A 25,158-nucleotide genomic window follows, 5' to 3' on the forward strand; every position below is an offset into this window, starting at 1 on the left:
CTCGGTCCGAGCCTCTTCGGGCACGTGACCGGGACTAGTGCTGGTGGGTGCTCATTGCTGAGTACTCATCGGGTGCTCATCAGCGTCAAACCCGCTTCCGGTTCCTCGATGACAGGGCCACTCGGCCCCGCCTGCTGCGGACGGACCTGGTGGTCCGCCCGTCTGTCGTCCGATCCTCCTGCGGACCGGACGGTCCCTCGTGCTGGGTCAGTCCTGCTGACCCAGCAACGCCTCCAGCGCGGTAGTGTCTGGCCGGCCGGACCGTTTCAGGGCCCGGCCGAACGCACCACGCTGGATGGCAGCCGTCACGCACTCCGGTGTGAGGTGCACTGACGCACCCCGCCCCGGCTGGCGCCGCCGTGGGTCCGGGACCACGCTCCACCCCGGTGGGGCTTCTGTGTGGTCCGCGGCGACGACGCGCAACAGTGCGGTCTGCTCCGTGCGGCGCCGACATCCCACGCAGATGCGCACCGGAGTGCGCCCCACCGGGTCGTCGGACGACGGAACAACCTGCACCACTCTACAGGGTCACTCGCCCTGGGCCACGCCAGACGGGTGTTCGCCCGCACGGTCATCGGCGGCGGTGTCCGGTCGGATATCGATTCGCCAGCCGGTCAGCTTGTGCGCCAGGCGCGCATTCTGGCCCTCACGACCGATCGCGAGGGAGAGTTGATAGTCAGGGACCACGACGCGGGCCTGTCGAGCCCGGTCGTCGACGATCGTGACGGACTCCACCCGGGAGGGCGACAGCGCTGAGGCCACGAACTCCGCCGGGTCGTCGCTGTAGTCGACGATGTCGATCTTCTCGCCCTGCAGCTCGGCCATCACGGCGCGCACCCGCTGACCCATCGGGCCGATGCAGGCGCCCTTGGCGTTGACGCCGGACACCATGGCGCGCACCGCGATCTTGGTGCGGTGGCCCGCCTCGCGGGCGAGCGCCTCGATCTTGACAGTGCCGTCGGCGATCTCGGGCACCTCGAGGGCAAACAGGCGCCGCACCAGGTTGGGGTGGGTCCGCGAGAGGGTGATCTGTGGGCCGCGGGGGCCGCGTTTCACCCCGACGACGAAGCAGCGCAGGCGCTGCCCGTGCTCGTAGGCCTCCCCCGGCACCTGCTCCGAGGTCGGCAGCTCACCCTCGACCGAGCCGAAGTCGACCAGCACGTGCCGCGGGTCGTTGGACTGCTGGATGACCCCGGAGACGATGTCACCCTCGCGGGCCCGGAAGTCACCGAGGATCGCGTCGTCCTCGAGCTCGCGCATCCGCTGCACGATGACCTGCCTGGCGGTCGCCGCGGCGACCCGGCCGAAGCCCTCGGGGGTGTCGACGAACTCGGGACCGGGCTCACCGCGCAGCCCGGTCTCCTCATCGACCTCGCCAGCCTCTCGGGCCCAGACCGTCACGTGGCCGCTCTTGCGGTCCAGCTCGACGCGGGCGTGCGGATAGTGCCCCTCGGCCCGCTCGTAGGCCATGAGCAGCGCCTGCTCAATGGCCTCCACGATGGTCTCGAGCGGGATCTCCCGCTCCCGCTCCAGCTGCCGCAGCACGGCGATGTCGATGTCCATCAGTCGTCCTTCCCACCCGGGCGGGTGAACTCCACCTGCACCTTGGCCGCGGAGACGCGGTCATAGGGCAGGAGATCGTCGGGGGCCTCGTCAAGCCGTATGCCGTCGGGCCCGACCTCGATCAGGCGGCCCTCGATGGGGCCTGCGGTGATGCCACTGGCCCGCGTGGGCGCCGGCTGGGTGGCCTCCGCGCCGCTGGCGGGGGGTGCGCTCACCTCGAGCTTGACGAGGCGGCCGACGTTGCGGCGGAACTGGGCGGGTGTGGTCAGCGGGTGGTCGACTCCCAGGGAGCTGACCTCCAGGGTGTAGGCCAAGTTGCCCAGCGGGTCGACCTCGTCCATCGCGGCCCCCACGGCGCGACTCGCCTCGGCGACCTCATCGAGGGTCAGCGGCTCCACGGTGCTGGTCAGGTCGTCGGAGGGCAGGTCAGCCACGTCTCGGGCGACACCGACGCGGACCAGGCGACGCTTGCCGGCAGGGTGCACGGCCACGTCCTCGACGACGACCCCGCTGCCCGCCACCGCGGCGGATGCCACCTCGCGGATCTGCTCGGCCTGTCCCATGGTGGGCGCCTCCCTCTTCTGCTGTCGCGATCTTGTCGGTCCGATCGTGCCGGGTAGTGCCCGGAAGGGCCACTCTAGCCCCACTGGTGTGTCAGGATCGCCGTCATGGCCGCTGCGATCTCCCGTCGTTCTGCGCTGGCCGCTCTCGGGGTGGGGCTCGGCGCGGCACTGGCGGGTTGCGACACCGCCCGGACACCTGAGGAGAGCACCGCCGCACCAGGACCCCGCCAACCGGACCTGACCGCTGACCCCGAGCCCTCGCCGGTCTCCGCGCCCGACTCGGCAGAGCTGTTGCTGGCCCTGGCCCGTGCCCAGCACCTTGCGGCGACCAGCCGGGCGATCACCGGTGCCGCGGGATGGCGGCGCACCGCCCACCAGCAGGTGCAGGCCTCGCTCGATGAGCAGGTCCAGGTGCTGGAGGAGCTGCTGCGCGCCGGCAACGTGCCGGTGCCGACGCTCAGCCCGCCCACCACCAACGACGGGGATGCGGCCACGGCCACCGGTCCCGACGGGGCCGCCTCAGCCACCGGAGACGGCGCGCCGACCACCGGAGGGGGCCCCGGGGACCGGGCACGGTCGACGGGTGACGGCAGTGCGACTACGGTCTCTCCCGCTGATCGGGCCACCGCCCAGCTCGGCGACCTGAGCCGCAGCTGCCTGCTGGACGTCACGCCGGAGGTGCTGGGGGCGCTCACCGCGGTCTCGGCTCCCAACCTGCCGGTGCTGATCGCCATCGCCGGGCAGCGCGGCGCCACCGCGGCACTGTTCGGCGCGGAGCCGGACTGGCCCGACCTGACCGGTCCCACCGACGCGGCTGCGGCCGGCTTGCTCTCGGCCTACCACCCCGCGGTCTACGGATTCGAGGTGCTGGCGGCCCGGTCACGCGGGGACGAGCGCGCGGCATACGAGCGGGTGCTGGACCCCCTGCGACAGGCGACCCGCCAGATCACCGCCCTGGCCGGCGACGCAGCCGCCCCGCCACCCCTGGGCTATGGGATGCCGGAGGGCACCGACAGCGCGGAGGGACGGGCCCGCATCGCCGGGGACCTGACGGCGACGCTGGCTCCCACCATCATGGCTGCCACCCAGACCTTCACCGGCGACCTCGACGCCGTCACCGGGACGGTGCGCCTGCTCGCCCAGGCGGTGCAGCTGGCCCGGCCGTGGACCCCGATGACCGGCTTCCCCGGTCTGCAGGTGCCGGGTGCCTGAGCGTCCCGACCTGCCCCGCGCCGTGACCGATCTGGTCCCGCAGGGCCTGATCACTCAGGTGTTGGGCCACGTCCCGGCCGAGGGGTATGCCGGTGGTCTGGCCTGGCTCCCCACCGTCCCGCGGTTGGTGGCGGAGCTGGTGGAGCAGTGGCGCCTGGAGGTGACCGGACCAGCGACCCACGGCTACGCGGCCCTCGTGCTGCCCGTCGAGACTCCCGGGGGCCCCGCCGTGCTCAAGATCGCCTGGCCGCACCCCGAGGGGAGGGACGAGCACCGCACCCTGGGCCTATGGGGCGGACACGGAGCCGTCCGGTTGCTCGCAGCGGACCCCTCGCGCTGGGCCCTGCTGCTGGAGCGTCTCGACCCTCGTGACCTCAACGGTCCCCCGGTCTCAGTCCTCGACTCCTGCGAGCAGATCGGGCGGCTGGCGGCCCTGCTGGACCGCCCGGCGCCGCCGTGGACGAGCCTGAGCGCCAGCGACCACCTCGCGACCCTGGTCGCCGACCTCGACGCTCTCCGCGCGGGGGACCGGGCGCGGTCGCTGCCGCGCGCGCTGCTCGAGCGCGGCCGGTCGCTGGCCACCGACCTGGCCACGGAGCCGGGCATCGACGCCCGGCTGGTGCACAGCGACCTGCACCAGGAGAACGTCCTCTGGCGCCCCGACCCCGGCGAGTGGGTGGCCATCGATCCGCAGACGATCGCCGCCGACCCGGCCTGGGTGGTGGCCCCGGCGCTGTGGAACCGGTGGCCGGAGTCGGCCGCCGCCCACGACACCCGGGTCCACCTGCGCCTGCGGCTGGAGGTTCTGTGCGAGGCCGCTGATCTTGATCCGGACCGTGGCCGCGCCTTCGCCGAGATCCGGATGCTGCGCAACGCGGTCTGGGAGATCCAGGAGGGCACCGCCACGGCCGCGGGCCTGACCCGTCACGTGACCCTGATCAAGGCCTTCCAGCCCGCTTAGCTCATCGACTCCGCCATGGTCGAGTAGCGCGCCCGGGCGAAGGAGTAGAGACCATAGGTGGCCAGCCCCGCCGCGACGAGGAGCAGCAGCACCACTCCGAACGGCTGGTCCCGCAACGCCTTCAGGGCCGCGTCCATGCCCGTCTGCTGGTCGGCGTCGGCGGTGATGGCGGCGACCCCGAAGAGCACCCCGACGATGCCCAGCGCCACCCCCTTGGCGATGTAGCCGGTCGTGCCCACCACCGTGACCGTCCGGGTCACCTCGCGCCCTCCCGTGGCGTGCAGGTCCTCGAGGAACTTTTGCGTGGCGCCCTTATAGACGTGGTAGACGCCCACCCCCAGGACGACCAGAGCGAGGACCGCGACCAGGATCCGTCCAGCCGGTGCCGTCATCAGCGTCGAGGTCGCCTCGGTCGACGTCTCCCCGCTGTCCGCCCCTGAGCCGGTGACCACCCGGAAGGCGGTCCAGCCCATCGCTCCGTAGACGACCGCCTTGGCCACCGCCTTGCCCCGACCGAGCAGCTGGTCCTTGGCCGACTCGTGTCGCGGCAGCACGGCCTCGACGAGGTGCCACACCGCCAGCGCGACGAAGGCGGCCGAGATCAGCCACAGCAGGACCCCGCCCATGGGCGTGCCACTGAGCTGGTGCAGCGCGCCCGACTCGTCCGCCTCCCCGGACCCGCCCATCGCCACCTGCACCGCAATGCAGGCGATCAGCAGGTGCACCAGCCCGCTCGCAGCGAACCCGATCCGGGCAAGAATCTCGAGGGCGTCGCTCCGTCGGGCGCGCGCGGCGAGGTCCTGGGGGTCATTGCTCACCTGGTGATCTCACCAGATGCGGAGCGGGTCGGCGAGACGGGGGGGGTGCTGGGCCGGGTGCAAGGTGCCATGGTGGGGCCATGGCACACCGGCTGTCCGACAGCACCTCCCCCTACCTGCTCCAGCACGTCGACAACCCCGTGGACTGGCACGAGTGGGGCCCGGAGGCCTTCGCCGAGGCGCAGGCCACCAACCGCCCGATCTTCTTGTCCGTGGGCTATGCGGCCTGCCACTGGTGCCACGTGATGGCACACGAGTCGTTCGAGGACGAGTCCGTCGCCGAGCTGCTCAACGCCGGCTTCGTCCCGGTCAAGGTGGACCGTGAGGAACGGCCGGACGTCGACGCGGTCTATATGGACGCCACGGTCGCGATGACCGGCCAGGGCGGGTGGCCGATGACCTGCCTGCTCACACCCGAGGGCGAGCCGTTCTGGTGCGGCACCTATCTGCAGCGCCCCCAGCTGCTGCAGCTCCTGACGGCGATCGGCGGCGCCTGGACGGAGCAGGAGGCCCAGGTGCGCGCCAGCGGCACCGCCGTGGTGGAGGCCCTGACGCGCTCGCAGGACCCGGCCCAGGAGCCCCTGCCACTCGACCCGGACCTGCTGGACGCGGCCGTCGCGACGCTCACCCGCAGCTTCGACCAGGAGGCCGGCGGTTTTGGCACGGCGCCGAAGTTTCCGCCCACGATGGTGCTGGAGTTCCTGTTGCGCCACCACGCGCGCACAGGCAGCACCTCCGCCTGGCGGATGCTCGAGGAGACCGCCACCGCGATGGCCCGCGGCGGCCTCTATGACCAGATCGGGGGCGGGTTCGCCCGGTATGCCGTCGACCGCTCCTGGGTGCTCCCCCACTTCGAGAAGATGCTCTATGACAACGCCCAGCTGCTCCGCTTCTATGCGCACCTGTGGCAGGCAGCCGGCCGCGTCGAGGGTGCAGACGCCACCCGGCACCTCGCCGGTCGGGTGGTCCGGGAGACCGCAGAGTTCCTCCTGCGCGAGCTGCGGACCAGCGAGGGTGGCCTGGCCTCCTCGCTCGACGCGGACACCGAGGGCGTGGAGGGAGCCACCTATGTCTGGACACCGGCCCAGCTGACCGCGGTGCTCGGCGCCGAGGACGGGGCTCGGGCCGCCGAGCTGCTGGTCGTCACGCTGGGTGGCACCTTTGAGCACGGCGCCTCCACGCTGCAGCTCCCGGTCGAGCCCTCCGACCCGACGTGGTGGGACGGGGTGCGCACCAAGCTCAAGGCCGCGCGTGACCAGCGTCCGCAGCCGGACCTGGACGACAAGGTCGTCACGGCGTGGAACGGCCTCGCGATCGCTGCGCTGGCCGAGGCCGGCTGGCTCCTGGAGGAGCCTGCCTGGGTGCAGGCTGCCGTCGACGCCGCAACCCTGGTGGTCGAGTCTCACGTGGTCGACGGGCGGCTGCGCCGCAGCTCACGCAAGGGTCAGGTGGGTGTCGCGGAGGGGGTGGCCGAGGATCACGGCGATCTGATCGAGGGACTGGTGGTGCTCCACGCGGTCACGGCCCAGACCCGGTGGCTGGAGTCTGCCGGCAGGCTGCTCGACGACGCGGTGGCACGCTTCGGCGAGGAGACCGAGGCGGGGCTGCTCATCCACGACACCGCCTCCGACGCCGAGCCGCTGGTGCTGCGTCCCCGCGCCCGGGGCGACAACGCCGAGCCGTGCGGGCAGTCCGCACTCGCGGGTGCACTCCTGGGCTACGGCGCCGCGGTCGGCTCCGCCCAGCACCTGGAACGTGCGGGGCGCGCTCTGGGGCCGATGGGCACCATCGCGGCGCGCGATCCCCGTTTCGCCGGGTGGGCGCTGGCCGTTGCCGAGTCGACCGTCGACGGTCCGTTGCAGGTCGCGATCAGTGATGGCACCGGCCAGGCGGAGCTCGTCGCCGCCGTCCGGCAGGCGCTGCCCCCCGGGGCACTGGCGGTGGTCGCCGCCGGGGCCAGCAACCAGGGTCAGGCCACTCCCCCGCTGCTGCGCGACCGTGGCGCGGTCAACGGCAGGGCCGCGGCCTATGTGTGTCGCGGCACCCGGTGCGACCTGCCGGTGAGCGAGTCGGAGGAACTGGTGGCCGCCCTGCTGCGGTGATGTCACTGGTCGCCGCCGTGCCGCGAGGGTCAGGTGAGCGGCGCGCCATACAGTGTGCTCATGTCCTCCCGTGCCCACCCGCCGCTGCGCTCCCGCCTCCTCGTCGCTGTCGTCGCCGCTCCCCTGGTGCTGCTCGCCGCCTGCGGTGGGGATGACGACTCGGGGATCACCCCGCCACCGGCGACCACCGCCACCCCGGACGGGGCAGCACAGACCACCAGCAACCCGGCCAAGGACGGCTTCGACAGCGCCGTCGGCGGCGACCGGGGCCAGCAGTCCGGGGACGCGGCCCAGGAGACCACGCAGGAGGCGACCGGGCCCAAGGAGGTCACGATCGGCGCGGCGGGTGACCTCCTGCTGCACGCACCGGTGATCCGCAACGCCCAGGCCAACGCGGGCGGCGAGGGCTATGACTTCACGCCGATGTTTGACGACGTCCGCGAGCTGCTCAGCGACAACGACGTGACCATCTGTCACATGGAGACCCCGATCTCGGCGGACAACACCAACCTGACGGTGCCGCGCGTGCTGGTCTTCAACAGCCCGCACGAGATCGTCGATGCCGTCGTCGACGCGGGCTATGACGGCTGCGACTTTGCCTCCAACCACACCTGGGACCAGGGCCTTTCGGGTCTGGCGGAGACCCAGCAGGTCCTCGAGGACGCGGGCCTGGAGTATGCCGGGCCGGTCGCCGACGAGGCGGACGCCGGGCACCACGCGAGCTATCAGGTCGGAGATGTCAGCGTCGCGCAGCTCGGCTACACCTACACGATCTACAACTCCGGGCAGCCGACCACGGACATCCCCCCGGACGCGCCGTGGCTGGGCGACTACCTCTGGCCGGTGATCGGCGCCGAGGGCATCATCGAGGATGCGGAGGCCGCCAAGGAGGACGGCGCCGACTTCGTCGTGGTGAGCATGCACTGGGGCAACGAGTACTGGACCGACCCCACCGACCAGCAGCGGGAGATCGCTGAGGAGCTGCTCGAGTCCGACGCCGTGGACCTGATCCTGGGCACGCACGTCCACGTCATCCAGCCCTGCGAGAAGATCAACGACAAGTACGTCATCTATGGCCTGGGCAACTTCCTGTCCAACCAGTCCCCGGACACCACGCGCGGCAACCTGCGCAAGGAGACCCAGGAAGGCATGATCGCGCGCTTCCACCTGGTCAAGGACGAGGACGGCGTGGTGACCTCCCAGATGGAGTTCCAGCCCACCCGGGTGCAGATCGACAACCACGTCATCCGGCTGGCCACGCCGGATGAGCACACGGAGACCTACGACCGCGTGGTCGAGACGATGGACCGGCTCGGTGACAACGCCTGCGACGCCCAGCCGATGAGCTGAGCCGCACCGTTGAGCCGCACCGTTGAGCCGCACGGTTGAGCCGCACGGTTGAGCCGCGCCGGGGACCGAGCGGGCTGGGCGGAACCTCAGCCGGTGAACTGGGCCACCGTGTCGTAGCCGATCTTGAGGATGAAGACCACCAGCAGCACGACGAAGACGGTCCGCACGAAACCACTGCCGCGAGCGACGGCCGTGCGGGCCCCGAGATAGCCGCCCAGCATGTTGCACACACCCATCAGCAGACCGACCTTCCACATCACCGCACCCATCGGGATGAAGACACACAGCGCCGCCAGGTTGGTGGCCCAGTTGGCGATCTTGGCCTTGGCGCTGGCCTGCAGGAAGCCGTAGCCGAGCAGTCCGACCATCGCGAAGACGAAGAAGGAGCCGGTCCCCGGACCCAGCGCTCCGTCATACAGCCCGACGCCGAGCCCGATGCCGGCGGCGACCAGGTGGTGCCGGCGACCGGAGAAGCGCAGCTCGGAGAGCTGTCCCATGCTCGGCTTGGCGAGGGTGTAGGCCCCCACGGCGATGAGGACCACCAGGATGATCGGGTTGAACGCCTCCTTGGGGATCTGGCTGCCGATGAACGCCCCGCCGAGCGAGCCCGCAAAGGCGAAACCGGCAAGCGGCAGGGCTGTGGACAGGTCGGGGCGCACCCGGCGCAGATAGGTCAGCGAACTGGCCGTCGTCCCGCAGATCGAGCCCAGCTTGTTGGTCGCCAGGATCTGCACCGGGCTGGCGCCGGGAAACCCGAGCAGGAGCGCCGGCAGCTGGATCAGCCCGCCGCCCCCGACCACCGCGTCGATCCACCCGGCGGTCAGGCCGGCCAGCCCCATGAGGACGAGGACCCACACCGAGGGGTCATCCACCAGCGTGCCGATTCCACCCGTGGACGATCCCGGCCACCTCGGCCAGGGACTGCGCGACAGCGTCTGGACGGGAGTCGACCTCGACGCGCTGCGCGAGCGGGATGACGCTGTGCGGCACCAGGATTGCTCGCATACCCACCTGTTGCGGGCCGTGGATGTCCTCGAACAGCCGGTCGCCGACATAGACACAGTCGGCCGGGTCCGTGTCCACGGCAGCGGCAGCCGCCCGGAAGGCCTCGGGATGCGGCTTGGTCCACGGGATCTCGCTGCTATAGACATCAGCGTCGATCAGGGACAGCACCCCGTCCCGGTCAAAGATCGCCCGGTGGTGCTCCCGCGACCAGATCGTGTTGGACAGCACCCCGACCCGGATCTGCTGCTCGCGCAACGACTCCCACAGTGGACGCACGTGGGGATCGGTGAGCGTGTGCGGCTCCCAGAACCTGTCATAGGCGCTGCGCGCCCGGGAGTATGCCGGGTGGCTGATCCCGTAGCCCACCTCCTCGAGCAGGTCCTCGACCCGGGCGCTGACGTGCTCGGCGCGCGCCAGCTGCCAGACCCGCTCCTCGACGTCCAGGATGCGCTGCGACAGCTCGGCCGCCTCCTGCTCGGAGGCGGTCGCCTCGGTGGCAAAAGCCAACCACTGTGCGGCATAGTCGAACTGGTGCCAGGGCGTCAGGGTGCCACCCCAGTCGAAGATGACCGCCCGGACCTGCCGCATCAGCCTGACTCCCTCACCGTCGCTCCATCAGCGTGACTCCATCAGCGTGACTCCATCAGGCCGACTCCATCAGGCCGTCGCCTCGGGCCGCACCTCGGCCACGACCTCGCGGACGGCCTCGGCCACCGCGACCTCGCGCCGCTCGCCGGTGCGCCGGTCCTTGATCTCGACGGTGCCCTGCTCCAGGCCCCTGCCGACCACCACGATCGTGGGCACACCGACCAGCTCGGCGTCCTTGAACTTCACGCCCGGGGAGACCTTGGGGCGGTCGTCATAGAGCACGGTGAGCCCCTGGGACTCGAGCTCGCCGACCAGGGTGTCGGCATAGTCGAAGATCGCCTGGTCCTTGCCGGTGGCAACCAGGTGCACGTCCGCCGGGCTGATCTCACGGGGCCAGCACAGGCCAATCTCGTCCAGGGTGCCCTCGGCGATGGCAGCCACGGCGCGGCTGACACCGATCCCGTAGGAGCCCATCGTCACGGTGGTGAGCTTGCCGTTCTGGTCGAGGACCTGCAGGCCCAGCGCCTCGGCATACTTGCGCCCGAGCTGGAAGATGTGCCCCATCTCGATGCCGCGGGCCAGCGTCAGCGTGCCGTTGCCGTCGGGGCTGGCGTCCCCCTCCCGGATGTCGGCCGCGTGGATCACGCCGTCGGCCGTGAAGTCCCGACCGTGCACCAGGTTGAAGACGTGCTTGCCGTGCTCGTCGGCGCCGGTGACCCAGGCGCTGCCCTCCCCGATGGAGGCGTCGAGCAGATACCGGATGCCCGACGCCTTGTCCGAGCCCAGCACACCCGGGCCGATATAGCCCTTGGCCAGCATCGGATAGGCGGCAAAGTCCTTGTCCTCGAAGGCACCCGGTGCGGCCGGGGAGACCTGCGCCTCGAGGCGCTTGGCGTCGACCTCGCGGTCACCGGGCACGCCGACGGCCAACGGCTCACGGGTGCCGTCGGGGTGGGTGAGCATCACCAGCACGTTCTTGAGGGTGTCGGCAGCGGTCCAGGCCCGACCGTCCTCACGCGGGTGGTTGGCGTTGGCGGACGCGACGAGCGTCTCGATGGTCGGAGTGTCGGGGGTGTCGTGCACCGCCGCGGCGGGCACCGTGGACGCGTCCACCGCGGCGGGGGTGGGCACATAGACGGCCTCGACGTTGGCGGCATACTCCCCCGTGGTGCTGCGCACGAAGGTGTCCTCGCCGTGCGGGCTGATGGCCAGGAACTCCTCGCTGGCCGAGCCACCCATGGCACCGGAGTCGGCGTGCACGATGACGTAGTCGAAACCGAGCCGGTCGAAGATCTTGATGTAGGCCTCGCGGTGCGCCTGGTAGGCACTCGCCAACCCGGCATCGTCCACGTCGAAGGAGTAGGAGTCCTTCATGATGAACTCGCGGCCGCGCAGCAGCCCAGCGCGCGGACGTGCCTCGTCGCGGTACTTGGTCTGGATCTGGTAGAGGTTGACCGGCAGATCCTTGTAGGAGGAGAACAGGTCCTTGACCGTGAGGGTGAACATCTCCTCGTGGGTCGGGCCCAGCAGCATGTCCACGCCCTTGCGGTCCTGCAGCCGGAACAGGTTGGGACCGTACTCCGTCCACCGGTTCGTCGCCTCGTAGGGCTCTCGGGGCAGCAGCGCGGGGAAGCTCAGCTCCTGGGCACCCATGGCGTCCATCTCCTCGCGGACGATGGCCTCGACGTTGCGCAGCACGCGCAGCCCCAGTGGCAGCCAGGAGTAGACACCCGGTGCCGCCCGACGGATGTAGCCCGCGCGAACCAGCAGCTTGTGGCCCGGCAGCTCAGCGTCCGCCGGGTCCTCGCGCAGGGTTCGCAGGAACAGGGTCGACATCCGCAGTGCCACGTGGGCTCCTTCGTCTTGGGGGTATGCCGACCGCCACCTTCGACGGTCGGGCTCACCGACCGAGGATATCCGCTGCGGCGCTGCCTCCCGACCGCGCGCGCCGGGTGGCGACCGGTAGCGTCCGAGGGTGACCGCCACGACCTCGCCCGGCACGCTGCGCCGCTACCCTCGACGCCGCCGGGTCATCGGTGACCTGCGGTACTGGCAGGACGTCCGGCTGCCGGGGCTGGACCGCAGCGCCGACATCTCCGTGTGGTTGCCTCCGGGCTATCACCACAGCCGGCGCCGCTACCCGGTGATCTATCTGCACGACGGTGGCAACCTGTTCGACCCCGTGACCTCCTTCGGCGGAGCGACCTGGCGCGCGGACGAGGCACTCACCTGGTTGCACACCCAGGGTCTGGACGCGATCGCCGTGGGTGTGCCCTGCTCGCCCGACCGGCGCATCGAGGAGTACACCCCGTATCTGGACACCCGGGTCCTGGCCCAGCGACCCGGACTGGGCGAGGCCGCGGCCGACACCTATGTCGACTTCCTCACCGACCATCTCAAGCCGTGGGTGGACAGCGCCCTGCGCACGCGCCCGGACCGGGAGAACACCCTGATCGCGGGGTCCTCGATGGGCGGAGTGGTCAGCATGCACGCCTGGGTGCGCCGCCCGGACGTCTTCGGCGGTGTCGGCGCCTTCTCCACCGCCTTCTGGGTGCCGGGCGAGCAGCACCTGCGTGAGATCGAGTTGGCCATCGCCGCGCCGCGTCCCCCCACCCGGTTCTACCTCGACGTCGGAGGTCGCGAGATCCCCGGATCGGCGGCCCTGCAGCGCTCCTACCGGCGCGACACGGAGCGGATCGTCACGGCGCTGCAGGAGGCCTCGGTCCCGGTGCGCTACACCTACGACTCGGCGGCCTACCACTTTGAGACCGCCTGGGCAGAGCGGCTCCCGTCGGCGCTGGCCTGGCTCCTGCAGGGGTATGCCGTGCAGGCACCCAAAACGGGCCGCACCAGCCTGCTCAGGAGCGCGCAGGCAGCCCTGCGTCGCCTGCGGGGCCGCCCCGAGCCTGGTTAGGCAACTCGGGGGGGCCCACGTGGCCCCGGGCGCGGCTCATGCGGCCCCGGGCGGACGTCATACGCCCAGGTAGGCCTGCACGACGCGCTCGTCGGCCAGGAGGTCAGCGGCGCGCCCCTCGTGGGCGATCTCACCGCTGGCCAGCACATAGCCGTGGTCGGCTGCTCGCAGCGCCCGCCGGGCGTTCTGCTCGACCAGCACCACCGTGGTGCCAGAGGTGCGGATCTCCTCGATCACCCGAAAGACCTCGTCGACGATCTTGGGCGCCAGGCCCATGGACGGCTCATCGAGCAGGATCAGCGTGGGGCGGGCCACCAGGGCACGCCCGATGGCCAGCATCTGCTGCTCACCACCGGACAGGGCACCAGCGGGGAGGTCACGTCGCTCCGCGAGCACCGGGAAGCGCTCGTAGACCGCCTGGATCGCCGCCGCGTCGTTGGTGTGCCAGCCACCCAGCTGGAGGTTCTCGTGGATGGTCAGCGTGCCGAGGATCTGCCGCCCCTCCGGCACCTGGACCAGGCCCTCGCCGACCAGGGTGTGGGCCTGCGTCCTGGTGATGTCACGGCCCTCAAAGGTGATGCGTCCAGACTTCGGCCGCACAATGCCGGAGACCGCGTTGATGATCGAGGACTTGCCGGCCCCGTTGGCTCCGACCAGGGTGATCAGGGATCCGGGCAGGGCCTCGAAGGAGACCTTGCGGACCGCCTCGACCCGGCCGTAGGTGACGACCAGGTCCTCGACCTTCAGGATCGGCTCGGTTGTGCTCATGACACGTCCTCCGACTCGGAACTGCCGAGATAGGCCTCGACCACGGCAGGGTTGTTGGCGATCTCCTCAGGCGTGCCCGTGGCGATCACCTGGCCGAAGTTGAGCACGACGATGCGGCTGCAGGTCTTCATAACCATGCCGACGTTGTGCTCGATCAGCAGGATGGTCAGCCCGTCCCGGGCCAGGGACCCGATGAGATCGGACAGCGCATCGGCCTCGACGTGGTTCATGCCGGCCGCCGGCTCGTCGAGGATGAGCAGGGAGGGGTCCGAGGCCAGCGCCCGGGCGATCTCCAGGCGCCGCTGGTCACCGTAGGACAGCGCGGAGGCCTTGACCCCCTCCTTGTCCAGCAGCCCGACGCGCTCGAGGCACCGGGCAGAGTGGACCGCCAGGCGTCGCTCGTCGCGGCGGGCGGAGGGCAGCCACAGCAGCCGGCGCAGGAAGGTCGGTCGGCCGACCAGGTGGCCCCCGACCATGACGTTCTCCAGCGCGGTGAGCCTGGCGAACAGCTTGGAGTGCTGGAAGGTGCGACTCACACCGGCGGCCGCCACCTTGTGGACGGCGACCTTGCCGGGGTCCAGACCCAGCACCTGTGCCGTGCCCGAGGTGGACTTCGCCAGGCCGCTGATCATGTTCACCAGGGTGGTCTTGCCGGCACCGTTGGGGCCGATGAGACCGATGACTTCTCCGCCGGTGATGTGCAGGTCGATGTCCTTGTTGGCGTGGACACCGCCATAGTCCTTGCCGAGGCCCTTGAGGTCGACCACGGTCTCCCCCGCGGCGGGGTGGACCCGCTGGGCGAGACGGCTCTCGACCTCAGCCCGCTCGGACTCGCTGCCGCTGACCAGCCGGGCTGCCCTGCGGGGGATCAGACTGGCCAGCCCACCGGGCAGGAACAGGATCACCAGGAGCAGCAGCAGACTGGCCAGGAACGGACGGATCCAGCCGGCCTCGATGCCGACGGCACGCTGCACCTCCGGGACCATGGTGAGGAAGCCGGCACCCAGCAGCGGTCCGATAAAGGCGGTCGAGCCACCCACGACGGCGGTGACCAGGCCATCGATCGCTGCGGCGAAGCCGAAGTCCTCCGGGGCGATGAGTCGGACAAAGAAGGCCCACAGCACGCCGTAGAGACCGGCGATCGCGCCAGCCGCGACGAACGCGGAGAGGCGGTGGGTGCCGACGTCGATGCCCATCGCCCGGGCAGCCAGCTCGTCCTCGCGGATCGCCTCGAGCGCCCGGCCGTAGCGGGAGGGTCCCTGCCGCCAGAACCAGTAGGCCACCAGCGCCAGGACCACCCAGGCCATCCACGGCTCGAGGACCTTGGGCACGGTCATGCCCTGGGCGCCGCCGGTCCACTCCATGTTGATGATCAGGATGCGCACGGCCTCGGCGAACGCCAGGGTGGCGATCGCGAGGAAGACACCGCGCAGGCGCATGGTCGGCAGGCCGAGGACGAGAGCGGCCGCGGCACCGACCGCCATGCCGATGACGATGGCGATCATCAGGGCCGGGAGATCACCGACATCCTTGGGGCTCGGCGCCAGGCTGGCCGCGGTGAAGGCTGCCAGGGAGGCGAATCCAGCCTGGCCCAGGCTCAGCTGGCCGGCGACCAGGACGGCATAGAAGGAGTAGGCGAAGATCGCGGCGAGCGCGATGAAGACCAGAGTCGAATCGGTGAACACTCAGACCTCACGCACCTTACGGGCACCGAACAGACCCTGCGGGCGCACCAACAGGATCAGGAAGAGCAGACCGAACGCGATCAGGTCCCGCCAGCTGGACCCGATGTTGGCCACGGCGAAGACCTCCGCCAGGCCGAGCAGCAGGCCGCCCACGAGGGCACCGGGCAACGACCCCATGCCCCCGACGATGATGACCGCCAGCCCCTTGAGCTCGATCGCGGTGCCCATCCCCAGCTGTGCGCTGTTGACGTTCATGGCGAAGAGGGCGCCCGCGACCGCACCGAGGGCCGAGGAGATCGCGAAGGTGGTGACCGTGACCCGGTCCACGTTGATGCCCAGGACCCGCGCTGCCGTGGGGTTCTCGGCGATGGCTCGCATGCCGCGCCCGAGACGCGACTTGGCCACCAGCAGCGTGAGCGCCACCATCAGCACGATCGAGATCACCAGGATGGCCACCTGCAGCAGCGTCACGTGGGCCCCGAACACCGTGAAGGAGGTGCTGGGGAAGGAGTCCGCCGGGAAGCGCCTGGTGTTGGGTCCGTAGCGCCACTGCAGCAGGGCGATGAACATCCCCGCCAGGGCGATGGAGGAGATCAACCCAGCAAAGTGGGCATCGGGTCTGTTCTTCAGCGGCCGGAACGCGACCCGTTCGATGATGATGCCTAATATCCCGCCGACGACAAAGATGATCGGCAGGGCCAGCCAGATCGACAGCCCGGCCACCTCGACCAGCTCGATCCCGACGAAGGCGGACACGGCAAAGACCGCGGGGTGGGCCAGGTTCAGCCGGTCCAGCACGCCGAAGACCAGCGTGAAGCCGATCGCAAAGAGGGCATAGATGGACCCGATGAACAGGCCGTTGAGCAGTTGCTGCATGTGTCCGCCTCCGTCAGGGGTGGGGGTGGATCGAGTCGGATGGGACCGTCAGGGTCAGGGCAGGACGGTGAACTTGCCGCCCTTGATGACCTGGACGACCGCGTCGTGCTCGGCGTCGCGGTCGGCGTTGATGCTGATCGATCCCAGCACGGTCGGCATGTCGGAGATCCCGCTCAGGCCCTCCTTGATGGCGTCGCGCTCGGCGGAGCAGTCGCTGCGGACCGCTGCGTCGATGATGTGCATGGCCGCATAGGCCTGGGCCGCGAACTGGTCCGGCTGGCTGCCGAACTTCTCCTCGTAGGCCGCCAGGAAGGCGGTGTTCTCCGCGTTGTCGGAGGCGGAGTTCCAGGCAGCTCCGACGACCACGCCCTCGGCGGCGTCGCCCGCGTCGGCCATCAACTGGGGGTTGTTGAAGCCGTTGCCGCCGATGATCGGCACGTCGATGCCGAGCTCACGGGCCTGCGTGACCAGCGGGATGGCGGCCTCGATCAGACCGGAGACGAAGATCGCGTCCGGGTTGGCGCCCTTGGCCTGGGTCAGCAGCGCGCGGAAGTCGGTGTCAGCCTTGGAGAAGGTGATCGTCTCGGCGACGTCCACTCCCTCCTCCTCCAGGGAGGAGGCCATGACCTCGTAGCCAGACTCGGTGAAGGCGTCGTCGTTGGAGTACATGACGATGACGTTCTGCAGGTCGTAGGTCTCCACGGCCGTGGCGACGGTCTGCGGGATGACCTGTGCCTCGGTCAGCGAGTTGCGGAAGATGTAGTCGCCCTGCTCGGTGATCCCGGCCGCGGTGTTGGAGATGGCCAGCACCGGCACACTCTCCTCCTGTGCGATCGGCTGGGCCTGGAAGGCGGTGTTGGACAGGGTCGGGCCGATGATGATGCTGGTCCCGTCGCCGGCAAAACCCTCGAACAGGGTGATCGCCTGCTTGGGGTCGGTCTGGTCGTCCTCGACCTTGAGGGCATAGGTGACGCCCTCCTTCTCGTTGAGCTCCTCCGCGGCGAGCTCCAGGCCGTTCTTCTGCGACTCGCCGTAGGACGCGGCTGCGCCGGTCAGCGACACGGCAGCGCCGACCGGGACGTCGCTGTCGATGACGCACTCGTCGCCGGTGCCCTCGCCGGCGAGGGCACCATCGGACGCGCCGTCGCCGCCATCGTCGGATCCGCAGGCGGTGAGCGTCAGGGCCAGGACTCCGGCGGCGGCGGTGAGCTTAAACAGGTTGGTGCGCATGAACTTCCTCCAGGGGTTGTGCGGGTTAGGCAGGGGGTGTGGGGACGCGGGCTGGGAGCAGCACCGCGTGGTCGGGGGTCAACTGGTCCACGGCGGTGACCCCGAGCAGTCGCAGGGTGCGGTGGACCTGAGAAATGAGGATGTCGAGTGCCCGGGTCACCCCGGCCTCACCTCCGGCCATGAGGCCGTAGAGGTAGGCACGGCCGACCATCACGGCGTCGGCGCCGTTGGCGACGGCGGCGACGATGTCGCCCCCGTGCATGACGCCCGTGTCGAGCAGCACGGGCACTCGCCCGTCGACCGCTGCGACGACATCGGGCAGCACCTCGAGCGGAGTGACCGAGCGGTCCAGCTGGCGGCCGCCGTGGTTGGAGACCACCAGTCCGTCGGCGCCGAGGTCGACGAACTCGCGGGCGTCCTCGGTGTTCTGGATGCCCTTGAGCACGATCGGACCGGACCAGTTCTCCCGCAGCCACACCAGGTCGCGAGTGCTCAGGGTGGGGTCGAACATCCGGTTGACCAACTGCTCGACGGTGCCGCCGGACTCACGCAGCGAGGCGAACTCGAGCGGGTCGGTGGTGAGCAGGTTGGCCCACCAGCGCGGGTGCAGGGCCATGTCCGCCAGGGTGCGGGGGGTGAGCTGGGGCGGGATGGTCATGCCATTGCGCACGTCACGCAGCCGCTGGCCGGCGACCGCGGTGTCAACGGTCAGGACGAGCGTCGTAAAACCGGAGGCCTGGGCCCGTGCCATGAGCTCCAGCGAGGCGTCCCGGTCCTGCCACAGATAGAGCTGGAACCACCGCTGCAGGTCAGGGATCTCTGCGGCCAGGTCCTCGACAGAGACCGTCCCCATGGTGGACAGGGTGTAGGGAACTCCTGCTGCGGCGGCTGCGCGACCGACGGCCCGCTCCCCCTCGTGCTGCATCATCCGGGTGAAGCCGGTCGGCGCCAGGATCAGCGGGATGGGGCTGGTGACGTCCAGCACGCTCACGGCGCTGGTCACCTGGGAGACGTCGCGCAGCACCCGCGGCCGGAACTCGACCCTGCCGAAGGCCTCCCGGGCGCGCGTCAGGCTGACCTCGCTCTCGGCGGCGCCGTCAACATAGTCAAAGGCGGACCGCGGGGTCCGCCGCCGGCCGATCGCCCGCAGGTCCTCGATCGTGTTGGCCCGCTCCAGCGCGCGACGCGTGCGGTGCAGCGTGGGGCGCTCAACCTTCACCAGCGGCCGCAACTCCTCGACCCGCGGGAGCCGCCGGGAAACCCGTGCCGTCACGGCGGGCACCTCCAGATCGGGATGAATAAGCATACAGGGGCGTGTATATCCCCGTGAGGATATCTCTCCCGCAGGTCAAGGCCCGGCCACGACCGCCCACTGTGGCCATATCGTGACCGATATCTCAGTCAGGGATCACAGCAGCCAGCGATCACGGCAGGCAGGTATCACAGCAGGACGGTGGCGAAGGTGCCCGTCTGGACAAACCCCACGTGGCGGTAGGTGGCGATCGCCGGGGCGTTGAAGTTGTTGACATAGAGCGTCACGGTGGGCGCGATGTGGGTCAGCACGTGCTCGACAACGGCCGCCATGGCCGGCACGGCGAGCCCCTGCCCGCGGTAGCGCGGGTTGACCCACACGCCCTGGATCTGGGCGACGTCCAGCGCCACACTGCCCACATCCGCCTTGAAGACCACCTCGCCGTCCTCGATCCGCACCAGCGAGCGCCCGGCACGCACCAGCGCCCCCACGGACAGGCGATAGGCCCGGTCCGACCCGCGATAGGGCGGATAGCCGATCTCCTCGGTGAACATTGCTGCCGCCGCCGGCACCACCAGGTCGGTCTCCTCCACCGTGGCCGGGCGCACCATCGGGTCGCATGCGACTCCGACGAGGCTGGGAGGGGTGCTCATCGTCATGACCGGTTGGTGGCGACGCACCTCCCGCGCCGGACCCCACTGCGGCGCCAGCAGATCCCACAGCGGGAGGACCTGATCGACCGGGCCGAAGAGCGAGGAGGCCCAGGCTCGTCGTTTGATGACCTTGGCCGCGAGCGGCTCGAGCATGTCGTCACTGACTTCGACCGGCACGACATTGGCTGAGGTCCAGCAAAGCCCGGCGCGACCCCCGCGGTCATAGCCCAGGACCGAGTTTCGCCCACCAGCCATGCCCCCTTCGAGGATGCGGGCAGCCACAAAAACGTTGGAGACCGGGTCACGACCACAGATCTCCAGGGCGCGGGGGGCGTCGGAGAGTCCGAGCCCACGCACGGGGGCCGGCATGCGCAGCATCGCCACAGCCTACCCAGCAGGCAGGGCGATCGGACAGCATCTCCGGGCGTGGCCGCGCGGGTGAGGGGTTGCGCAGCGCCCCGGCGGCGGCGAGGATCGGAACACCCATCCCCACACCGAGCCAGGAGACCCTTGTGCAGCCACTCCCGTTGACCCCAGAAAGTCGGCAGGCAGCCCTCTCCGCACTCGCCGCGAGCGCCACCGACGGACCGGTGATCGACGTGCTGGTCATCGGCGGTGGCGTGACTGGCGCGGGGACGGCCCTGGACGCCGCGACGCGGGGCCTGTCCACGGTGGTCGTTGAGGCACAGGACTGGGCGTCCGGCACGTCGTCGCGGTCGACCAAGCTCGTGCATGGTGGTCTGCGTTATCTGCAGATGCTCGACTTCAAGCTGGTGCACGAGGCTCTGACCGAGCGAGGCCTGCTGCTGAGCAAGATCGCCCCTCACCTGGTCAAGCCGATGTCCTTCCTGATCCCGCTGGAGCACCGGATCTGGCAGCGTGCCTACTACGGCGCCGGGGTGACCCTGTATGACGTGCTGGCCAACATCATGCCGGGCCGCCGAGCCCTGCCGATCCACCAGCACGCCACGCGCAAGGGGCTGCAGGAGCAGTTCCCGGACCTCAAGCACGACACGGCGATCGGTGCCGTGAAGTATTGGGACGCCACGGTCGACGACGCACGCCTGGTGGCCACCCTGATCCGCACCGCCACCACCTACGGGGCCAAGGCAGCCACTCGCACCCAGGTCGTCAAGCTCACCAAGGACGAGCGGGGCCGGATCAACGGCGCCGTGCTGCGCGACCTGGAGTCCGGCACCGAGCTGACCGCCCGGGCTCGTCATGTCATCAACGCGACCGGCGTGTGGACCGAGGACACCGAAGAGCTTGCCGACACGAGCGGAGGACTGCGGGTGCTGGCCTCCAAGGGGATCCACCTGACCATTCCGCGCGACCGGATCAAGGGCAGCTCGGGCCTGTTCGTCCAAACCGAGAAGTCGGTGCTCTTCTTCATCCCCTGGTCGCGCTACTGGATCCTGGGCACCACCGACACACCCTGGAAGCTGGACCCCCAGCACCCGGTGCCCACCGCCGCCGACATCGACTACGTGCTGGAGCACGCCAACGAGGTGCTGACCACCACGCTCACCCGCGACGACGTCATCGGGTCGTATGCCGGGCTGCGCCCCCTGCTCCAGCCCGGCACGAAGGAGGGGACGGACTCGGCCAAGGTGAGTCGAGAGCACACGGTAGCCAGCCCCGTGCCCGGCCTGACCATCATCGCCGGAGGCAAGCTCACGACATACCGGGTGATGGCCAAGGACGCCGTCGACTTCGCCCTCGGCGGCGAGGCCGTGCAGACCCCGAGCATCACCCACGAGATCCCACTCGTCGGCGCGGAGGGAGAGAAGGCCGTGCGCCGTCAGGCGGAGCACTGGCGCACCGAGTTCGGATGGTCGGCGATGATGGTGGATCACCTGCTGCACCGCTACGGTTCGCTGCTCACCGAGCTGGTGGAGCTGATCCGGCAGGACGACTCACTGGGCCGTCCGGTGGAGAGTGCGCCGGCATACCTGCGCGCCGAGATCGTCTATGCCGCCAGTCACGAGGGTGCCCTGCACCTCGAGGACATCATGTATCTGCGCACCCGCATCAACTATGAGTTCGCCGACCGCGGACTGGCCGCCGTCGAGGAGATCGCCGAGCTGGCGGGTGCGGTGCTGGGCTGGGACGAGGAGCGGCGCCACAAGGAGGTCGAGTCCTACCGTGCCCAGGCGGCCGCCGAGGAGCAGGCGGCCCAGGAGACGGACGACGAGTCGGCCGAGCGGGTCCGGAGCCAGGCACCAGATCTGACGCCGATGATCACCCTTGGCGCAGAAGGGAAATGACCGTCACAGCGTGCGCCTGATCCCCGTGATTGTCAGTTTCTGGCACGCTGCCTCCGACAGATCCACTCAACGACGATTGGAGTACCCGCATGGGAGATATCTTTCTCTACGAGATCATGGGCACCGCCATGCTCACCCTGCTCGGTTGCGGCGTGGTCGCCAACGCGATCCTGCCTAAGACCAAGGGCAACGGCGGCGGCTGGCTGCTGATCAACTTCGGCTGGGGCCTTGCGGTCTTCGCCGGTGTCTATGTCGCCTTCAAGACCGGCGCCCACATCAACCCCGCGGTCACCCTCGGACTGGCGGCCAGCGGTGCCGAGTTCTATGACGGGGACGCCGCCAACATCGCGGTCAACTTCGGCAACACCATCGCCTATATCGTGGCGCAGATGATCGGTGCCTTCATCGGTGCCGTCATCATGTGGGTGGCCCACAAGCAGCACTTCGATGAGGACGCCGAGCCGGCCACCAAGCTGGCCGTCTTCTCGACCGGTGCCGAGATCCGCAACCCGCTGTGGAACACCCTCACCGAGGTCATCGGCACGTTCGTGCTGGTCTTCGTGATCCTCCAGTTCGCCAACGCGCCGTCCGGGCTCGGCCCGCTGGCCGTCGCCCTGCTGGTGGTCGGTATCGGTAACAGCCTCGGTGGCCCCACCGGGTACGCCATCAACCCCGCCCGAGACCTCGGACCCCGCATCGCGCACGCCGTGCTGCCCATCAGGGGCAAGGGTGGCAGCGACTGGGGCTACTCCTGGATCCCGGTCGTCGGCCCCATCGGCGGTGCCGTCATCGCAGGTCTCCTGCACATGGCCATCACCTGATCCCCCTGCACCATCGTGCCGGGTGCTCACCGCCCGGGTGAGCGCCCGGCACGCAGCATTTCCCGAGCAGCACGTTTCATCTCAACTGCACAGCCCATCCCGTACACAACGAAGTGAAGGAGCGCTCAGCAATGGCTGACACAGAAACCTCTAACTACGTGCTCGCGATCGACCAGGGCACCACGAGCACCCGTGCCATCGTGTTCACCAAGTCCGGCGAGATCCACTCGGTGGGTCAGAAGGAGCACGAGCAGATCTTCCCGAAGGCGGGATGGGTCGAGCACAACCCGGCAGAGATCTGGGACAACACCCGCGAGGTCATCGGCCAGGCCCTCGGCAAGGGAGATGTTGCGAACACCGATCTGGCCGCGATCGGCATCACCAACCAGCGGGAGACCGCCGTGGTGTGGGACAAGAACACCGGCGAGGCCGTCTACAACGCCATCGTGTGGCAGGACACCCGCACCGACAAGATCGTCGCTGAACTGGGCGGCGACGATGGCGCGGACAAATACAAGGCCGTCTGCGGTCTGCCGTTGGCGACCTACTTCTCCGGGCCCAAGGTGAAGTGGATTCTCGACAATGTCGAAGGCGCCCGCGACAAGGCCGAGGCCGGCGACCTGCTGTTCGGCAACACCGACACCTGGACGCTGTGGAACCTCACCGGCGGAACCAACGGCGGCGTGCACGTCACCGACGTCACCAATGCCTCGCGCACCATGCTGATGAACCTCAAGACGCTGTCCTGGGACGAGGGCATCGCCGCTGACATGGGCATCCCGCTGTCGATGCTGCCGGAGATCAAGTCCTCGTCCGAGGTCTATGGCGAGAGCGACAAGCTCGGCGTGCCGATCGCGGGCATCCTGGGTGACCAGCAGGCCGCCACCTTCGGCCAGGCGTGCTTTGAGAAGGGCATGTCCAAGAACACCTACGGCACGGGCAACTTCATGCTGCTCAACACCGGCACGGAGATCGTCCCCTCGGAGAACGGGCTGCTGACCACGGTCTGCTACAAGATCGGTGAGCAGGACGCGGTCTATGCCCTGGAGGGTTCGATCGCGGTCACCGGTTCTCTGGTGCAGTGGCTGCGCGACAACCTGGGTCTGATCAAGGAGGCCCCGGAGGTCGAGGAGCTGGCCAAGCAGGTCGACGACAACGGTGGCTGCTATATCGTCCCCGCCTTCTCCGGCCTGTTCGCGCCCTACTGGAAGGACGACGCCCGCGGCGCGATCGTCGGCCTGACGCGCTATGTCAACAAGAACCACATCGCGCGGGCCTCCCTGGAGGCCACGGCCTTCCAGACCCGCGAGGTGCTGGACGCGATGAACGCCGACTCCGGGGTCGACCTGGCCGAGCTGCGCGTGGACGGCGGCATGATCGCCAACGAGACCCTGATGCAGTTCCAGGCCGACATCCTCGGCGTCGACGTCGTCCGTCCGAAGGTCGCCGAGACCACGGCGCTCGGAGCCGCCTATGCCGCTGGCATCGCGGTCGGCTTCTGGAATGGCGAGCAGGACGTCATCGACAACTGGGCCGAGGGTGCCCGCTGGAGCCCGAAGATGGCCGACGCCGAGCGCGATCGCCTCTACCGCCAGTGGAAGAAGGCTGTCACCAAGACGTTCGGCTGGGTGGACGAGGACGCCGAGGCCGCCGAAGAGGCTGTGGAGGAGGCTGAGGGCTAAACCACTCTGGGGAAGATCGGACCGCCCCATGCGGATTGTGAGGGAGGTTCGGACCGCCTTCCGGCGGACCGAACCTCCCTCACAATGTTCTCCAGCCGGACCGAACGTCCCCCACAATGGTCCCCCACAATGGTTAGGGCAACTCCAGCCACTGTGGTTCCTCGGGGTCCGGCTCGATCAGGGCGGGCCGCTGCAGGTCGGTGTTGTCCAGGATCCAGGTGGGCGGGCGCAGGCGGGCCTGCTGCAGATAGAGCTGCTGACCGCCGACATAGCGCGCGTTGGTCTCGTGTGCTGGATCCTCTGCCCCGGCACGGCCGGGGAAGCGGGCATTCCCGCGCGGCACTGAGACTGCCAGCGGCACCCACACCATGAGCGTGGCGTCCCACTCGGTAGCCAGCTCAGGTCGCCGCAGGAAGATCCCGTCGACGAGCAGGAGGGCATCGTCAGAGGCCGTCACCGGGGCTGGTGTGAGCGCCTGGTCGGTGCCGACGTCATGCACGGCCGGCACATAGTCCTTGCCGGCCCGGAAGGGCCGCAGCACACCGGTCCGGAAGGCCTCGTAGTCGTAGGAGTCCTGATAGAAGCTCTCCGGACCGCTCCCCCGCGCCTGCCGGACCGCCCGGGGGTGGTGGAAGCCGTCGATGGAGACACTGTGGACCTCACGGCCGGCAACATGCGGGGCGAGGGCCACCAGCTCGCGCGCCAGGCGGGTCTTGCCGGCGCCGTCCACACCGTCGATCGCCACGACAGCCCGCTGCCCCGGCGCGACGGCGAGCATCATCGACAGCAGGTCCACCAGGACCAGTTGTCGGACAGGCAGGAACCCGGGGCCGGTCATGCGGAGACGT

Annotated in this window: 22 protein-coding genes; 8 read left to right on the top strand and 14 right to left on the bottom strand. The window is 69.7% G+C overall.

Features of this window, described 5'->3' with window-relative positions:
- Positions 1–207: 207 nt before the first annotated feature.
- From FNH13_RS12815 to FNH13_RS12825, 3 genes are read right to left on the bottom strand one after another with little or no spacing between them, the layout of a single operon-like run.
- A complete protein-coding gene (locus FNH13_RS12815; protein WP_143783774.1) occupies positions 208–519 on the bottom strand; it encodes a YlxR family protein in 312 nt (103 codons plus the stop codon).
- A 9-nt stretch (positions 520–528) separates the two neighbouring features.
- A complete protein-coding gene (gene nusA / locus FNH13_RS12820; RefSeq protein WP_143783775.1) occupies positions 529–1,563 on the bottom strand; it encodes a transcription termination factor NusA in 1,035 nt (344 codons plus the stop codon).
- The gene (locus FNH13_RS12825; RefSeq protein ID WP_143783776.1) at positions 1,563–2,126 is read right to left on the bottom strand and encodes a ribosome maturation factor RimP; all 564 of its coding nucleotides are present in this window, start codon (positions 2,124–2,126) and stop codon (positions 1,563–1,565) included. The genes nusA and FNH13_RS12825 overlap by 1 nt, the downstream gene beginning before the upstream one ends.
- Before the next feature lie 105 nt (positions 2,127–2,231).
- On the opposite strand from FNH13_RS12825, the gene FNH13_RS12830 reads away from it, so the two are divergent.
- Together FNH13_RS12830 and FNH13_RS12835 are read left to right on the top strand one after the other, a co-directional pair.
- Positions 2,232–3,338, top strand: a complete 1,107-nt coding sequence (locus tag FNH13_RS12830; RefSeq protein WP_143783777.1) for a DUF4439 domain-containing protein — start codon at positions 2,232–2,234, stop codon at positions 3,336–3,338.
- On the top strand, positions 3,331–4,299 hold the full coding sequence (locus tag FNH13_RS12835; protein ID WP_143783778.1) for an aminoglycoside phosphotransferase family protein: 969 nt from the start codon (positions 3,331–3,333) through the stop codon (positions 4,297–4,299). The genes FNH13_RS12830 and FNH13_RS12835 overlap by 8 nt, the downstream gene beginning before the upstream one ends.
- Here the strand turns inward: FNH13_RS12835 and FNH13_RS12840 are convergent.
- On the bottom strand, positions 4,296–5,117 hold the full coding sequence (locus FNH13_RS12840; RefSeq protein WP_143783779.1) for a DUF1206 domain-containing protein: 822 nt from the start codon (positions 5,115–5,117) through the stop codon (positions 4,296–4,298). The genes FNH13_RS12835 and FNH13_RS12840 overlap by 4 nt on opposite strands.
- 80 nt (positions 5,118–5,197) lie before the next feature.
- On the opposite strand from FNH13_RS12840, the gene FNH13_RS12845 reads away from it, so the two are divergent.
- The gene (locus FNH13_RS12845; RefSeq protein ID WP_143783780.1) at positions 5,198–7,219 is read left to right on the top strand and encodes a thioredoxin domain-containing protein; all 2,022 of its coding nucleotides are present in this window, start codon (positions 5,198–5,200) and stop codon (positions 7,217–7,219) included.
- A 60-nt stretch (positions 7,220–7,279) separates the two neighbouring features.
- A complete protein-coding gene (locus FNH13_RS12850) occupies positions 7,280–8,569 on the top strand; it encodes a CapA family protein (RefSeq protein ID WP_143783781.1) in 1,290 nt (429 codons plus the stop codon).
- Between the two features lie 86 nt (positions 8,570–8,655).
- Here the strand turns inward: FNH13_RS12850 and FNH13_RS12855 are convergent, their stop codons facing one another.
- The 3 genes from FNH13_RS12855 to FNH13_RS12865 form a co-directional block, all read right to left on the bottom strand.
- Positions 8,656–9,408: a TSUP family transporter gene (locus FNH13_RS12855; protein ID WP_143785125.1), complete on the bottom strand. Its 753-nt coding sequence runs from the start codon at positions 9,406–9,408 to the stop codon at positions 8,656–8,658.
- 25 nt (positions 9,409–9,433) lie between these two features.
- The gene (locus FNH13_RS12860) at positions 9,434–10,162 is read right to left on the bottom strand and encodes an HAD family hydrolase (protein ID WP_143783782.1); all 729 of its coding nucleotides are present in this window, start codon (positions 10,160–10,162) and stop codon (positions 9,434–9,436) included.
- Positions 10,163–10,231: 69 nt separating this feature from the next.
- The gene (locus tag FNH13_RS12865; RefSeq protein WP_202878776.1) at positions 10,232–12,010 is read right to left on the bottom strand and encodes a proline--tRNA ligase; all 1,779 of its coding nucleotides are present in this window, start codon (positions 12,008–12,010) and stop codon (positions 10,232–10,234) included.
- 127 nt (positions 12,011–12,137) lie between these two features.
- On the opposite strand from FNH13_RS12865, the gene FNH13_RS12870 reads away from it, so the two are divergent.
- Positions 12,138–13,076 carry an alpha/beta hydrolase gene (locus FNH13_RS12870; RefSeq protein WP_143783783.1) on the top strand — a complete coding sequence of 313 codons (939 nt, stop codon included), beginning with the start codon at positions 12,138–12,140 and terminating at the stop codon, positions 13,074–13,076.
- 57 nt (positions 13,077–13,133) lie between these two features.
- On the opposite strand, the gene FNH13_RS12875 is transcribed toward FNH13_RS12870, so the two are convergent.
- The 6 genes from FNH13_RS12875 to FNH13_RS12900 form a co-directional block, all read right to left on the bottom strand.
- Positions 13,134–13,844 carry an ABC transporter ATP-binding protein gene (locus tag FNH13_RS12875; protein WP_143783784.1) on the bottom strand — a complete coding sequence of 237 codons (711 nt, stop codon included), beginning with the start codon at positions 13,842–13,844 and terminating at the stop codon, positions 13,134–13,136.
- Complete coding sequence (locus tag FNH13_RS12880) at positions 13,841–15,529, bottom strand: branched-chain amino acid ABC transporter ATP-binding protein/permease (protein ID WP_143783785.1); 1,689 nt, start codon at positions 15,527–15,529, stop codon at positions 13,841–13,843. Before FNH13_RS12880 ends, FNH13_RS12875 begins: the two co-directional genes overlap by 4 nt.
- On the bottom strand, positions 15,530–16,405 hold the full coding sequence (locus FNH13_RS12885) for a branched-chain amino acid ABC transporter permease (protein WP_143783786.1): 876 nt from the start codon (positions 16,403–16,405) through the stop codon (positions 15,530–15,532).
- Between the two features lie 54 nt (positions 16,406–16,459).
- On the bottom strand, positions 16,460–17,635 hold the full coding sequence (locus FNH13_RS12890; RefSeq protein WP_143783787.1) for an ABC transporter substrate-binding protein: 1,176 nt from the start codon (positions 17,633–17,635) through the stop codon (positions 16,460–16,462).
- 25 nt (positions 17,636–17,660) lie between these two features.
- Positions 17,661–18,941, bottom strand: coding sequence for an alpha-hydroxy acid oxidase (locus FNH13_RS12895; protein ID WP_143783788.1), 1,281 nt, complete (start codon positions 18,939–18,941; stop codon positions 17,661–17,663).
- Positions 18,942–19,075: 134 nt separating this feature from the next.
- On the bottom strand, positions 19,076–19,918 hold the full coding sequence (locus tag FNH13_RS12900) for a GNAT family N-acetyltransferase (protein WP_143783789.1): 843 nt from the start codon (positions 19,916–19,918) through the stop codon (positions 19,076–19,078).
- Positions 19,919–20,052: 134 nt separating this feature from the next.
- Between FNH13_RS12900 and FNH13_RS12905 the strand changes: the two genes are divergently transcribed.
- The 3 genes from FNH13_RS12905 to glpK all read left to right on the top strand — a co-directional run bounded on the left by FNH13_RS12905 (position 20,053) and on the right by glpK (position 24,310).
- Complete coding sequence (locus FNH13_RS12905; protein WP_143783790.1) at positions 20,053–21,807, top strand: glycerol-3-phosphate dehydrogenase/oxidase; 1,755 nt, start codon at positions 20,053–20,055, stop codon at positions 21,805–21,807.
- Positions 21,808–21,896: 89 nt separating this feature from the next.
- A complete protein-coding gene (locus FNH13_RS12910; protein WP_143783791.1) occupies positions 21,897–22,628 on the top strand; it encodes an MIP/aquaporin family protein in 732 nt (243 codons plus the stop codon).
- A 131-nt stretch (positions 22,629–22,759) separates the two neighbouring features.
- On the top strand, positions 22,760–24,310 hold the full coding sequence (glpK, locus tag FNH13_RS12915; protein WP_143783792.1) for a glycerol kinase GlpK: 1,551 nt from the start codon (positions 22,760–22,762) through the stop codon (positions 24,308–24,310).
- 133 nt (positions 24,311–24,443) lie between these two features.
- Here glpK and FNH13_RS12920 read toward each other — a convergent pair whose 3' ends face one another.
- Complete coding sequence (locus FNH13_RS12920; RefSeq protein WP_143783793.1) at positions 24,444–25,148, bottom strand: nucleoside/nucleotide kinase family protein; 705 nt, start codon at positions 25,146–25,148, stop codon at positions 24,444–24,446.
- Positions 25,149–25,158 lie beyond the last annotated feature (10 nt).

It is taken from the genome of Ornithinimicrobium ciconiae (assembly GCF_007197575.1).
In the GTDB taxonomy this organism is placed as follows: domain Bacteria; phylum Actinomycetota; class Actinomycetes; order Actinomycetales; family Dermatophilaceae; genus Ornithinicoccus; species Ornithinicoccus ciconiae.

Excerpts from the sequence above, each read along its gene's own strand:
- FNH13_RS12890 (WP_143783787.1), bottom strand. The coding sequence starts at position 17,635 with ATGCGCACCAACCTGTTTAAGCTCACCGCCGCCGCCGGAGTCCTGGCC.
- FNH13_RS12855 (WP_143785125.1), bottom strand. The coding sequence starts at position 9,408 with ATGGGGCTGGCCGGCCTGACCGCCGGGTGGATCGACGCGGTGGTCGGG.
- FNH13_RS12895 (WP_143783788.1), bottom strand. The coding sequence starts at position 18,941 with ATGCTTATTCATCCCGATCTGGAGGTGCCCGCCGTGACGGCACGGGTT.
- FNH13_RS12920 (WP_143783793.1), bottom strand. The coding sequence starts at position 25,148 with ATGACCGGCCCCGGGTTCCTGCCTGTCCGACAACTGGTCCTGGTGGAC.
- nusA (WP_143783775.1), bottom strand. The coding sequence starts at position 1,563 with ATGGACATCGACATCGCCGTGCTGCGGCAGCTGGAGCGGGAGCGGGAG.
- FNH13_RS12850 (WP_143783781.1), top strand. The coding sequence starts at position 7,280 with ATGTCCTCCCGTGCCCACCCGCCGCTGCGCTCCCGCCTCCTCGTCGCT.
- FNH13_RS12825 (WP_143783776.1), bottom strand. The coding sequence starts at position 2,126 with ATGGGACAGGCCGAGCAGATCCGCGAGGTGGCATCCGCCGCGGTGGCG.
- FNH13_RS12830 (WP_143783777.1), top strand. The coding sequence starts at position 2,232 with ATGGCCGCTGCGATCTCCCGTCGTTCTGCGCTGGCCGCTCTCGGGGTG.
- FNH13_RS12885 (WP_143783786.1), bottom strand. The coding sequence starts at position 16,405 with ATGCAGCAACTGCTCAACGGCCTGTTCATCGGGTCCATCTATGCCCTC.
- FNH13_RS12900 (WP_143783789.1), bottom strand. The coding sequence starts at position 19,918 with ATGCTGCGCATGCCGGCCCCCGTGCGTGGGCTCGGACTCTCCGACGCC.
- FNH13_RS12845 (WP_143783780.1), top strand. The coding sequence starts at position 5,198 with ATGGCACACCGGCTGTCCGACAGCACCTCCCCCTACCTGCTCCAGCAC.
- glpK (WP_143783792.1), top strand. The coding sequence starts at position 22,760 with ATGGCTGACACAGAAACCTCTAACTACGTGCTCGCGATCGACCAGGGC.
- FNH13_RS12910 (WP_143783791.1), top strand. The coding sequence starts at position 21,897 with ATGGGAGATATCTTTCTCTACGAGATCATGGGCACCGCCATGCTCACC.
- FNH13_RS12860 (WP_143783782.1), bottom strand. The coding sequence starts at position 10,162 with ATGCGGCAGGTCCGGGCGGTCATCTTCGACTGGGGTGGCACCCTGACG.
- FNH13_RS12875 (WP_143783784.1), bottom strand. The coding sequence starts at position 13,844 with ATGAGCACAACCGAGCCGATCCTGAAGGTCGAGGACCTGGTCGTCACC.